Origin of the sequence: Sphingomonas sp. (assembly GCF_025353885.1) — a bacterium.
GTDB lineage: Bacteria > Pseudomonadota > Alphaproteobacteria > Sphingomonadales > Sphingomonadaceae > Sphingomonas_O.
This window is the reverse complement of the sequence record NZ_JANXNX010000062.1, coordinates 37,618-49,635: the sequence shown is the minus strand read 5'-3', so window position 1 is coordinate 49,635 and position 12,018 is coordinate 37,618. Positions and strand designations below refer to the sequence as shown.

The 12,018-nt window shown below is 62.7% G+C and carries 8 protein-coding genes and 1 tRNA gene; 4 read left to right on the top strand and 5 right to left on the bottom strand.

From position 1 onward, the window contains the following. Window positions 1–105: 105 nt before the first annotated feature. Complete coding sequence (gene acs / locus Q0R02_RS06800) at window positions 106–2,043, bottom strand: acetate--CoA ligase (protein ID WP_293881882.1); 1,938 nt, start codon at window positions 2,041–2,043, stop codon at window positions 106–108. Between the two features lie 188 nt (window positions 2,044–2,231). Here acs and Q0R02_RS06795 point away from each other — a divergent pair, with 188 nt between their 5' ends. Continuing rightward, window positions 2,232–4,205 carry a S9 family peptidase gene (locus Q0R02_RS06795; protein ID WP_293881881.1) on the top strand — a complete coding sequence of 658 codons (1,974 nt, stop codon included), beginning with the start codon at window positions 2,232–2,234 and terminating at the stop codon, window positions 4,203–4,205. 22 nt (window positions 4,206–4,227) lie between these two features. Here Q0R02_RS06795 and Q0R02_RS06790 read toward each other — a convergent pair. The 3 genes from Q0R02_RS06790 to Q0R02_RS06780 all read right to left on the bottom strand — a co-directional run bounded on the left by Q0R02_RS06790 (window position 4,228) and on the right by Q0R02_RS06780 (window position 6,639). Next, window positions 4,228–4,304, bottom strand: a tRNA-Pro gene (locus Q0R02_RS06790). 62 nt (window positions 4,305–4,366) lie between these two features. Further along, window positions 4,367–5,677: an FAD-dependent oxidoreductase gene (locus Q0R02_RS06785; RefSeq protein WP_293881880.1), complete on the bottom strand. Its 1,311-nt coding sequence runs from the start codon at window positions 5,675–5,677 to the stop codon at window positions 4,367–4,369. Window positions 5,678–5,787: 110 nt separating this feature from the next. Then, a complete protein-coding gene (locus Q0R02_RS06780) occupies window positions 5,788–6,639 on the bottom strand; it encodes a CsgG/HfaB family protein (protein ID WP_293881879.1) in 852 nt (283 codons plus the stop codon). A 251-nt stretch (window positions 6,640–6,890) separates the two neighbouring features. On the opposite strand from Q0R02_RS06780, the gene lepA reads away from it, so the two are divergent. After that, complete coding sequence (gene lepA / locus Q0R02_RS06775; protein WP_293881878.1) at window positions 6,891–8,684, top strand: translation elongation factor 4; 1,794 nt, start codon at window positions 6,891–6,893, stop codon at window positions 8,682–8,684. Between the two features lies 1 nt (window position 8,685). On the opposite strand, the gene Q0R02_RS06770 is transcribed toward lepA, so the two are convergent. Beyond that, window positions 8,686–9,474 (bottom strand): TetR/AcrR family transcriptional regulator, encoded by a 789-nt coding sequence (locus tag Q0R02_RS06770; RefSeq protein WP_293881877.1) that lies wholly within the window; start codon window positions 9,472–9,474, stop codon window positions 8,686–8,688. Between the two features lies 1 nt (window position 9,475). Between Q0R02_RS06770 and Q0R02_RS06765 the strand changes: the two genes are divergently transcribed. After that, window positions 9,476–10,846 carry an efflux transporter outer membrane subunit gene (locus tag Q0R02_RS06765; protein WP_293881876.1) on the top strand — a complete coding sequence of 457 codons (1,371 nt, stop codon included), beginning with the start codon at window positions 9,476–9,478 and terminating at the stop codon, window positions 10,844–10,846. Beyond that, window positions 10,846–12,018, top strand: coding sequence for an HlyD family efflux transporter periplasmic adaptor subunit (locus Q0R02_RS06760; RefSeq protein ID WP_293881874.1), 1,173 nt, complete (start codon window positions 10,846–10,848; stop codon window positions 12,016–12,018). The genes Q0R02_RS06765 and Q0R02_RS06760 overlap by 1 nt, the downstream gene beginning before the upstream one ends.

The window sequence follows — 12,018 nt, the reverse complement described above, 5'->3', positions numbered from 1 at the left end:
CGAAGGCCGGGGCCTATACGGGTTTCCGAAAGAGGAGCTCCCGATCCGACAGCCGTATAGGCCCCGGCCTGCGCCGGGGTGACGGGTGAGGAGCAACTCCAATCCTCACCCCACCCGGTTTGCGATCAAATCGTCGACCACGCCCGGATCGGCCAGCGTCGACGTGTCGCCAAGGGTCGAGACATCACCCTCCGCGATCTTGCGAAGGATACGGCGCATGATCTTGCCGCTGCGCGTTTTCGGCAGTCCCGGCGTGAATTGAAGTGCGTCGGGAGTGGCGATGGGGCCGATTTCCATCCGCACCCACTTCACCAGTTTCTGGCGCAGCGCGTCGCTCGGTTCCTCGCCCACGTTCAGCGTGACATAGGCATAGATACCCTGTCCCTTGATCTCGTGCGGAAAGCCGACGACGGCGGCCTCGGCCACGCTGCGGTGGAGCACCAGCGCGGATTCGACCTCCGCGGTGCCCATGCGGTGGCCTGAGACATTGATGACGTCGTCGACCCGTCCTGTGATCCAGTAATAGCCATCGGCATCGCGGCGGCATCCGTCGCCGGTAAAATATGTGCCGGGATAGGTACTGAAATAGGTCTGGAAAAACCGTTCGTGGTCGCCCCAGACGGTGCGCATCTGGCCGGGCCAGCTCCGTGCGATGACGAGGTTGCCCTCGGCCGCGCCCTCCAGCACTTTGCCATCGGCATCCACCAGCATCGGCTCGACGCCGAAGAAGGGCATTGTTGCACTCCCCGGTTTCAGCGCGGTCGCGCCGGGGAAGGGGGTGATCATGTGACCGCCGGTCTCGGTCTGCCACCAGGTATCGACGATCGGACAGCGCCCCTCGCCGACAACCTCGTGATACCAGCGCCAAGCCTCTGGATTGATCGGCTCGCCGACGGTGCCGAGCAGCTTCAGCGAGGCGCGACTGGTCGATTTTACAAAGCCATCGCCTTCGCGCATCAGCGAACGCAGGGCGGTGGGCGCCAGATAGATCTGGTTGACCTGATGCTTGTCCACGATTTCCCAGATTCGCGCCGGGGTCGGCCAATTGGGCACGCCCTCGTACATCAAAGTCGTCGCGCCGTTCGCGAGTGGGCCATAGACGATATAGCTATGGCCGGTGACCCAGCCGACATCGGCCGCGCACCAGAATATGTCTCCGTCGCGGTAATCGAAGACGAGGCTGTGCGTCAGACTAGCCCACAACAAATAGCCTGCGGTCGTATGGACGACGCCCTTCGGTTTGCCGGTCGAACCGCTGGTGTACAGCAGAAACAGCGGGTCTTCGGCATTCATCGGCTCGGGCGGGCAAACCGGGTCGGCAGCGGCCATGACATCGGCATAGCGATGGTCGCGGCCCGGCGTCATGGGCACGTCGCCGCCGGTGACCGACACGACGATAACGGCGTCGAGGCAGGTCACCAGCGCGGCGGCGGCGTCGACATTGGTTTTTAGCGGCACGACCTTGCCCCCGCGCCGCCCTTCGTCGGCGGTGATAACGATGCGGCTGTCGCAATCGGTGATTCGGCCCGCCAGCGCATCGGGCGAAAAGCCGCCGAACACGATCGAATGGATCGCGCCGATGCGGGTGCAGGCGAGCATCGCGACGGCGGCCTCGGGGATCATCGGCAGGTATAGGGTGACCCGGTCGCCCTTTGCCACGCCGTGCGCTTTCAGGACGTTGGCGAGGCGACAGACATCGGCGTGAAGTCGCGCATAGGTAATGCGGCGGACATCGGCATCGGGACTGTCGGGTTCCCAGAGGATGGCGACCTGTTCGGCACGCGTTGACAGATGGCGGTCGAGGCAATTGGCCGAAACATTCAGGACACCATCGGCAAACCAGCGCACCCCGAAATCGCTCTCGGCAAAACTGCTCTCATCGGCCAGCTTAGGCGGCGTGATCCAGTCGAGAGTCTGCGCCTGTTCCAGCCAATATCCCGTTGGATCGGACAGCGAGCGGGCGTAGTCGGTGGTATAGCGTGCGGCATCGATTTTCGCGTCGCGTGCCCAGGCTGGGGGCACCGGGAATAAATCATCGGCCACACGTCTCTCCTGATTGAGTCGGCCCGCTCTGGCCGTTCATCGATCCTTAGCGTCGGGAGCGTGCCTGCGTCCATCATCACGCAGCCTTTGTGGAAAGGCGAGCCATCTTGCTTCGGACACAGCCAGAGCTATACATTTGTCGAGGGTGGGATCAGGCCATCCGTTCAGTCGGTCAGACAGGAACTTGAGTGAAAGCAAAATACTGGCTGGCGCTGTTCATCGGATTGGCATCCTCCGCAACCGCTTTCGCACAAACGTCGCCCGACAATGCGGCTGCCTTCGGCGCGCGTGAAGCGGTCGAGCAGGTCAGCCTGTCACCCGACGGGACGCAGGTTGCCTACCTGACGCCGACCGACGTTGGCTCGATCCTCGTCGTCCGCGGCGTGACCGAAAACGCTGTGCCGCGCGCCGTCATCGCGAGCAACCGAGTCGGCGAGCGTCTGAAGCGGTGCCATTGGGTGTCGAACGCGCGGCTGGTGTGCATGATCTATGGCACGACCGATGTCGATGGCCGCAAGGTCTCGTTCTCGCGACTGTTTGCAATCGACATCGACGGGACCAACCTAAAGCAGATCAGCAGTCGCCAGAATGCCAACAGCCGCGGACTGCTACTTGGTGGAGGCGACGTTATCGACTGGCTGCCCGGGCAGGATGGTGTCGTCCTTATGTCCCGGCCCCACCTACCCGACGACAGGATCGGCAGCAAATTGGGGTCTAGCAGCGAAGGGCTTGCGGTTGACCTGGTCGACACCCGGACCGGATCGGTGCGCGCCGTCGAAGCGCCGCGACGCGACGCCTTTACCTATCTGTCCGACGGGCTAGGCGCAGTCCGCATCTATGGCTCAGAAGGCCACGACACCGGCGGGATGCAGACTGGCGTCAACACCTATTTCTTTCGCAAGGCGGGCGAGAGCGCTTGGCAAAGACTGTCGCAATATAACGACGAGGCAAAGACTGGTTTCATGCCCCTGGCGGTAAGCCCAACGTTGAATATCGCGTACGGGTTCAAGCACGCCGACGGGCGCAACGCGATCTACTCGATGGCGCTCGATGGAACTTCGACCGAACGGATGGTTGCCAGCCGACCCGACGTCGATATCGACGACCTGGTGCAGATCGGACGCCGCAACCGGGTGGTCGGCGCGACCTATCAGACCGATGCGCGCAGCATGATTTTTTTCGACGTCGCATTGCAGAACCTGATGGTGTCGCTCGGCAAAGCGGTGCCCAAGCAGCCCCTGATGCGGATCGTGGACTCGAGCATCGACGAGCGAAAGCTGCTTATCTTTGCCGGGAGCGACGACGATCCGGGCGTGTATTATCTCTACGATCGCGACAAGCGTGACCTTCACATCCTCTTTCCGGCGCGACCCCAACTCGAGGGGCGGTCGCTGGGCCACATGAAAGCGATCACCTATCCGGCGGCGGACGGAACGCTGATCCCGGCCTATCTGACGCTGCCTCCGAACATCACAAGTGCCAAGGGTTTGCCGGCCATCGTGCTACCCCATGGCGGCCCCGCGTCGCGCGACGAATGGGGTTTCGACTGGCTTCCGCAATATTATGCAAGCCAAGGCTATGCCGTGCTGCAGCCGCAGTTCCGGGGCTCGTCGGGCTATGGTGATTCCTGGTTCGAAAAGAACGGCTTCCAGTCTTGGCAGATCGCCATCGGTGACGTTACCGACGCCGGTCGCTGGCTGGTCAAACAGGGCATTGCCAACCCCGCTCGCCTTGCCGTCGTCGGCTGGTCCTATGGCGGATATGCGGCGCTTCAATCGGCTGTGGTTGCACCCGACCTGTTCAAGGCGGTGGTAGCGATCGCGCCGGTGACCGACCTCGCAATGCTAAAGCGGGAACGTGCGGGTTGGACCGACGACCGGCTGTCGCAGCAATATATCGGTTCGGGGCCGCATATCGTTGCGGGGTCGCCTGCCCAGAACGCGCAAAGGATCAAGGTGCCCGTGCTGCTGATCCATGGCACAATGGACGCGAACGTTGACTATGCCGAATCGACACTGATGGCGTCGCGATTGCGGTCAGCCGGAGCCAAGGTCGACCTGATCACCTTTCCAGGGCTTGATCATCAGCTGGAAAATTCGTCCGCGCGTGAGAAATTGCTCGCGAGCAGCAACAGTTTCATTGCCGCCGCCGTTGCGAAATAGTCAGATCGTCAGGCTGGATCACTGGTCGGGGAAAGAGGATTCGAACCTCCGGCCCCTGCCTCCCGAAGGCAGTGCTCTACCGGGCTGAGCTATTCCCCGACCGTCGAATGTCACGCCGAGGCGCAGCAGTCAGCGGTATTTAGCGAAGCGTCTCGCGGGCATCAACCCTGTTCCGAATGGCCGGCTGCGAGCATGTCCGCGACGTCCACGAACTTTTCGCGCGGTGCTCCGGCGCGGGCGCGGGCGGCCTCGGCGGTTTCGATTTTTTGCCAGTCGCGAAAGGTCACGACATCGACCGCGCGGGTGGCAAGCAGCGCATCGAGGCCGGCGCGTCCGGTCTTCCCCGCGCCTGCTGCGATATCGGCAACGATATGATCGGCGATCATATAGCCGTCGGGCCGGTTGGTGCCGATTGTCCCGCTTGGACCGCGCCGCGCCCAGCCGACGCAATACAGGCCGGGCAGGATCCGACCCTCGTCGTTGGCGAACCGCCCCCGGCGCGCGTCATAGGGGACGCCGTCGATCGGGGGCGTGCGGTATCCGATACACGCGATCACGAGGCTGGCGGGGATGGCATAGGTTTCACCGGTGCCGACCGGGCGTTGCCGGTCATCCAGGCGAGTGCGTTCGACGACGATGCGCTCCACCCGGCCATCGCCCTCGATCGCGACGGGCCGTGCGTAAAAGTCGAAGTCGATGGCGATTGCCTTTCCGCCGTGTTCGGTTGCGGCAAAGCTGCGGAGATGGCCGACCGACTTGCGCAACCCGGGTTCCAGGCTGGCATCTTCATCGTCATGCGGCAGATGGGCGTGCGCGACGAACGGCTGGGCACGTTCCAGGCGCCCGAGTTCACCCAGTTCCTTCGGTGTCATGGCGATCTGGTGCGGCCCGCGCCGCCCGAGCAAGGTCACGCGGGTGATCCCCGAATGATCGAGCGCATCGAGGGCATGCCCGGCGATATCCGAGCCCGCGAATTCGCCACGGGTCTTGCTGAGGATGCGCGCGACGTCGAGTGCGACATTGCCGTTGCCGACCACGACCGCCCCGGGACCCTGCAGCGGCGGGTCAAGATCGGCGAAATCGGGGTGGCCGTTATACCAGCCGACGAACGCCGCCGACCCAGTGACGCCGGGCAAGTCGGCACCGGGAACGTCGAGCTTCAGGTCCGCAGGTGCTCCAGTGGCGAGCACGACCGCGTCGTAAAGTGATTGAAGTTCGGCGATGCCCACGTCGCGACCGACGGCAACATTGCCGACGAAGCGGACGTTGTCGCTGAGCGAAACGCTTTCGAAGCGCCGCGCAACGGCCTTGATCGACTGGTGGTCAGGTGCAACGCCCGTGCGGATGAGGCCGTAGGGGACGGGCATCCGGTCGATGATGTCGATGCGGACGTCGTCGCCGAAAGCTTTCTGGCAGGCCTCGGCAGTATAATATCCGGCGGGACCCGATCCGATAATGGCAATGTGGCGCAATGTTTTGCTCTCCCGACGTCATCGTCAGGGCCGATGCTAGGCGATTTGCCAAGCGGCGCAAGTCGTCCCCGCCGGTGGCTTACCGGCGGGGATGACAGGATCATGCTGGATTATTGCGAGGGTGCGAGCCGGGTGTTGAGGACCCAGCCGGTGTTATCGTTTTCATCCGTAACTTCCCACCACAAACCCTCCTTGCGGCCGGTCGGATAGAGGATCGTGCCTCCGGGCGCGGTCCGAACGACGCGTCCTCCCGGCGCGGCAGTCGCGCGCATCGCGACAGATCCCATCGCGGTATAGGTCTTGGTCGGCGTGGCTTCGGCGGTGCCGACGCTGCCCGGGCGAACCAGCCCAAGGTCCATGACCATCTTTGAATACGCCTGGATGAAGGCCAGCGTCACGATGCGACCGATGTCGGTATTGTCGTAACCGCCGCCGACTGCCGCTGCACCGCCGCCGAAAAAGCCCGCGCCGCCACCGGCACCGAAGCTCAGGCTGTTCTTGACAGCATAGCCATCCTGGACCGCAATGGTTTCGGTCGTGCGGACGTTGGTCAGCGACAGGACGGTATTCGCCTCCATCTTCTTGCTGCCGATCCCGCCGACGAGCCCGCCGAAGCGGCCACCAACGAGCCCGCCGATGCCAGCACCGATGGCGCTGCCGCCCGAGTTGCGGTTCGACGCCTGGACTTCGGCAACCAGAACGTAATCGGCTGCCTTGATCTGGCCCTGCCCGACGTTTGAGCGCCGCTGAAGGCCAAGGTCGCCACCGATGTCGCGTTCGCGCTGCGCCGCGCTGAGACCCGAGCCGCGATCGACCAAGTTGAAGCAACCCGATCGCTGCACCAGCACCTTGATCAGTTTTTGCGGACCGGTCAGCTGGAATTGCGTCCAGCCCGATGGGTCGTCACCGTCCATGACCGACACGGTGCCCAGTTTGCGCGTGCAGCGCGGAACGTCGGTCATTGCCGCTTCCTGGGTGCGTTGCGTACCTGATGGTCTGGCAGGTCCGGCAAATGCGGGACCGGTCGCCACGAGCGAACACGCGGCTCCGGCAAGCAAAGCTTTTCTAAACATCATATTCCCCGTTTCGAAATGGATAGTTTTTTGCGCCCTTAAGAGGTCGTATGCCGAAAAATATAACGGAAAGCGACCCTTTGTGCATCGATGTGACTTGTCCGGCTGACTCGTGCGCGATCCCCTGCTAGGCGCGGGCGATGACACCTCTCGACAAGATCCGCAATTTCTCGATCATCGCCCATATCGATCACGGCAAGTCCACACTGGCAGACCGGTTGATCCAGACGACCGGCGGCCTGACCGCACGCGAAATGTCGTCGCAGGTCCTGGATAACATGGACATCGAAAAAGAGCGCGGCATCACGATCAAGGCGCAGACGGTACGCCTGAACTGGAAGGGCTATGAGCTCAACCTGATGGACACGCCGGGCCATGTCGATTTCGCCTATGAAGTCAGCCGCAGCCTCGCCGCGTGCGAAGGAGCGCTGCTGGTGGTCGATGCGGCGCAGGGTGTCGAGGCGCAGACGCTCGCCAATGTTTACCAGTCGATCGAGCATGACCATGAGATCGTGCCCGTTATCAACAAAATCGACCTGCCCGCCGCCGAGCCGGAAATGGTGCGCAAGGAAATCGAGGACATCATCGGCCTCGACGCGTCGCGCGCGGTGATGACGTCGGCCAAGTCGGGGATCGGTATCGAGGAAGTGCTGGACGCGATCGTGGAACGGATCCCTCCGCCCAAGGGTGACCGCGACGCCCCGTTGAAGGCGATGCTGGTGGATAGCTGGTACGATCCCTACCTTGGCGTCGTCATCCTGATCCGCGTGATCGACGGTGTCCTGCGTAAAGGTCAGGAAATCCAGTTCATGGCAGCGGGCACCAAGCATCTGGTCGACCGCGTCGGCTGCATGCGGCCCAAGATGGAAATCCTTCCCGAACTGGCGGCGGGCGAGATCGGCTTCATCACCGCACAAATCAAGGAAGTGGCGCAGACCCGCGTCGGTGACACGGTGACCGATGCCAAGCGGCCTGCCTTGGAGGCATTGCCGGGCTTCAAGGAAGTGCAGCCGGTGGTGTTCTGCGGGTTGTTCCCGGTCGATGCCAACGACTTCGAAAAACTGCGCGAGAGCATCAGCAAGCTGCGGCTGAACGATGCCAGCTTCAGCTTTGAAACCGAAAGCAGCGCGGCCCTGGGGTTCGGCTTTCGGTGCGGATTCCTTGGGTTGCTCCACCTGGAGATCATTCAGGAGCGCCTGACCCGCGAATATGACCTGGACCTGATTACCACCGCACCAAGCGTGATCTATGAAATTCACATGAACCACGGTGGCGGAGTCATCGAACTCCACAACCCCGCCGATATGCCCGATGCAAGCCGGATCGACTTCATAGAAGAGCCGTGGATCGAGGCGGTGATTTATGTGCCGGACGAATATCTCGGGTCGATCCTGAAACTTTGCCAGGATCGTCGCGGTATCCAGAAGAACCTGACCTATGTCGGTGGCCGCGCGCAGGTGACCTATGAGTTGCCGTTGAACGAGGTGGTCTTCGATTTCTATGACCGGTTGAAGTCGATCTCACGCGGGTACGCCAGTTTCGACTATCACCAGATCGGCCACCGTGAGGGCGATCTGGTGAAGATGAACATCATGGTCAATGCCGAGCCCGTCGATGCCCTCAGCATGATCGTTCATCGTGGCACCGCCGAAGCGCGGGGCAGGGGGATGTGCGAGCGGCTGAAGGATTTGATCCCCCGCCATCTGTTCAAAATCCCGATCCAGGCGGCCATCGGTGGCAAGGTCATCGCGCGTGAGACCATCGCCGCAATGCGCAAAGATGTCACTGCGAAATGCTATGGCGGCGACATCAGCCGAAAGAAGAAGCTGCTCGACAAGCAGAAAGAGGGTAAGAAACGGATGCGCGAATATGGCAGCGTCAGCATCCCGCAAGAGGCGTTCATCGCGGCGCTGCGAATGGGCGACGACGTCTAGCTTAACGGGAAATGTCGGGTCCCCAGGCCCGCAGAAAAGAGTCGATGGCCGCAGTAATGTCACGAGCCACCACGTCGGGGCTCGGAGACTCGACGCTATAGAGCGCCTTCTGGAATGCATTGCCCTGGCACATTGCGGCGAACTGGCGGGCGGCAATTGCGGCGTCCCCGGCACGCAGGCGCCCGTCGTCCATCAGTAACTGGATATAGACCGCCAAGCGGGCCTTGCCTCGTTTCGGACCTCGTTCATAAAACATTTGGCCGATTTCGGGGAAACGCCTTGCTTCGCCGGTGACCAAACGGTGGAGACTGATGATCGGCGGGGATAGCATTGTCGAAAGCATGGCGGCCGCAAAATGCTCAAGGACATTGTCCACCGGTTGGTCCGGGGAGAATTCCACGGACAGGGCGCAACCATATTGTTCGACGATTTCGTCGATCACAGCCGCAAACAATGCTTCTTTCGACGGGAAATACGACCACAGCGTCGTCTTTGATCCGCCGACCGCTGCGGAAATTGCCGACATCGTCGTGCTCGCATAACCATTCTCGAAAAAAGCGAGTCTTGCTGCGTCAACGAAAGCGCAGCGGCGCGAATCCTGAAGTGGGGCGTTGGGCAAAAGTGCAGTGGCCATGAGAAATGTACTATCAAGTATCATTGCGATTGACAACCGGCTCGATTCAGTGAATTGGGCACCTTCCATCCGGTGTACCAGATAGTACGGTTTAGAAAAAATGCGTTTGCTCGTTGTCCCCCTCGTTCTGGCTGCCTGTGTTGGCGGGTGCGCCACTATGCCCAGACTGGGACAGGCACCCGCTCCGCGCGATGCGGCGTCGCTGGCTGCTACCCTTTCGCTTCCTGGAACGGCGGTTGGGTGGCCAGTAGACCGATGGTGGACGACATTTGGCGACGCTGCCTTGTCACAGTTGATCGACGAAGCGCTTGTCGGATCGCCTGACGTGGCAACCGCGACCGCTCGGGTCCGCGCGGCCGATGCGATGTCGCAGCAGGCGGGGGCGGCCTTGCTGCCCAGCGCAACGCTCGATGGCATCGCGGGTGGCAACAAGCAAAGCTACAACCTGGGGATACCCGCCCAGTTCGTGCCCAAAGGAATCCAGGACACAGGCAGGCTGAGCGGCAGCTTTTCCTTTAACCTTGATATATGGGGCAAGGACCGGGCCGCGCTGGCAGCGGCAACCTCGGAGGCGGCGGCGGTGCGCGTTGATCTGGAGCAGGCCCGGCTGATGCTCAGCACGGATATTGCGACCAATTACGCACAGCTTGCGCAATATTACATGCAACGCGATGTGGCAGAGGACGCGCTTAAGATACGGCAGGCGACCGTTGACCTCACCAGCCAGCGCGTGGCCGTCGGCGTCGACACCCGCGGCAGTCTCCGCCAGGCCGAATCGCGCGTCCCGGCAGCGCGCGCCGATATTGCCGCACTCGACGAATCGATTGCCCTGACGCGCCATAGACTGGCCGCACTGGTGGGTGCGGGTCCCGACCGTGGCCGGCGGATCGTGCGCCCGACTTTGCGCGAAACAGGTGTCGGGATTCCTTCGAACGCGGGGATCGATCTGGTCGGACGACGCCCGGATATCGTCGCCGCTCGACTGCGTGCCGAGGCCGCGGCAAAGCGGATCAAGGTCGCAAAGGCTGACTTTTATCCCAACATCAGCCTGTCGGCGATCGTGGGCCTGCAATCCCTGGGGCTGGGTAAGCTATTCGAAAGCGGATCGAGTTATGGTAACGGCGGCGCGGCCTTCAGTTTGCCAATCTTCGATGGCGGGCGTCTGGCAGGAAGGTATCGCGGTGCCAGGGCTGATTATGACGAAGCTGTCTCGCGCTACGATGCGACGTTGATCATCGCACTTCAGCAGACCGCCGATGCCCTGACAAGCCGCCAAGCGGCCGATGTCCGGCTGGCCGAACAGCGCCAGGCTCTGGCTGCAGCCGAGGAAGCGCGCAAGATCGCTGCGATCCGGTATCGAGGTGGCCTGTCGAACCAACTGCCCGTCCTCAATGGCGACGACACGGTTCTCATCAGTCGGCGCGCCGTCGCCGACCTGGAGGCACGTCGTATCGTCCTTGACATTGCCCTGATCCGCGCACTTGGCGGCGGCTATCACGACACTCGCATTTCATCAGGAGCCAGATAATGGCCGACGCCCATCCTTCCGAATTTCCGTCCGACACGGCCCTAGCTGACGAAAAGTCGCCGGTGGACAAGGCCGCGCGGCGCAAGACGCTGTTCCTTATCCTTGCCGCGGTCGTGGTGGTAGTCGCGATCCTGTGGGGCGTCTGGTATTTCCTGACCCAGGCTGGCCGGGTTCACACCGACAATGCTTATGTCGGCGCAGACACGGCGCAAGTCACGCCGCTGGTGGCCGGAGCGGTCCGCGAAGTGCGCGTCGGTGGCACGCAGGTCGTCCACAAGGGTGACGTGCTGGTCGTCATCGACGACGCCGATGCCAAGGTCGACGTCGCGACTGCCGAAGCCGCGTTGTTCCTGGCCCAGCAAAAATACGGACAGGCCGCCGCCAACGTCGGCGCTGCGCGCGCCCAGGTCCAGGCCCGCGACGCCGATATTGCGCAGGCACGCGCCAAGGCCGCCGACGCGGCCGCCCAGTTCGAACGCGCGCGTGTCGATCTGGCCCGGCGCGAGGCGCTGGTGGGGAGTGGCGCTGTCTCGGGCGAGGAATTGTCGTCCGCTCGCGCCTCCTTCTCGGCAGCCAGGGCGGCCCGTGATCTGGCTGCGGCGGGCATCGCGACGGCGCAGGCGGTGCGATCCTCGGCATTGAGCGAGGCAGCGGCGACGGAGGCCCTGACCCGGGGCACAACCATCTCGACGACACCCGATGTGGCATCGGCGCGGGCGCGTCTCGACAAGGCTAGGCTGGACCTGTCGCGCACGGTCATTCGTGCCCCGATCGATGGTATCGTTGCCAATCGCCAGGTGCAGGTTGGCCAGCGGATTGCTGCCGGTGCGCCGATCATGACGCTCGTCCCCCTCGCAACGGTCTATGTCGACGCCAATTTCAAGGAAAGTCAGTTCGGGCGGGTCCGGGTCGGCCAGCCAGTCGAACTCACCTCCGATTTCTACGGCAGTGACGTCGTTTATCATGGTCGCGTGACGGGCTATGCCGGTGGCACCGGTGCGGCGTTCTCGCTTATCCCGGCACAAAATGCGACCGGCAACTGGATCAAGGTTGTTCAGCGCCTGCCCGTTCGGGTTACGCTGGACGCCGGTGAACTGCGCGTCCATCCGCTGCGGGTGGGCCTCTCGATGACGGCGACGATCGATACTCGTGGCGACAACGGACGCAACTAG

What these genes read in the sequence shown, in the direction of transcription:
- Q0R02_RS06780 (WP_293881879.1), bottom strand. Translation starts at nt 6,639, where the DNA reads ATGACCGACGTTCCGCGCTGCACGCGCAAACTGGGCACCGTGTCGGTC.
- lepA (WP_293881878.1), top strand. Translation starts at nt 6,891, where the DNA reads ATGACACCTCTCGACAAGATCCGCAATTTCTCGATCATCGCCCATATC.
- Q0R02_RS06765 (WP_293881876.1), top strand. Translation starts at nt 9,476, where the DNA reads ATGCCCAGACTGGGACAGGCACCCGCTCCGCGCGATGCGGCGTCGCTG.
- Q0R02_RS06760 (WP_293881874.1), top strand. Translation starts at nt 10,846, where the DNA reads ATGGCCGACGCCCATCCTTCCGAATTTCCGTCCGACACGGCCCTAGCT.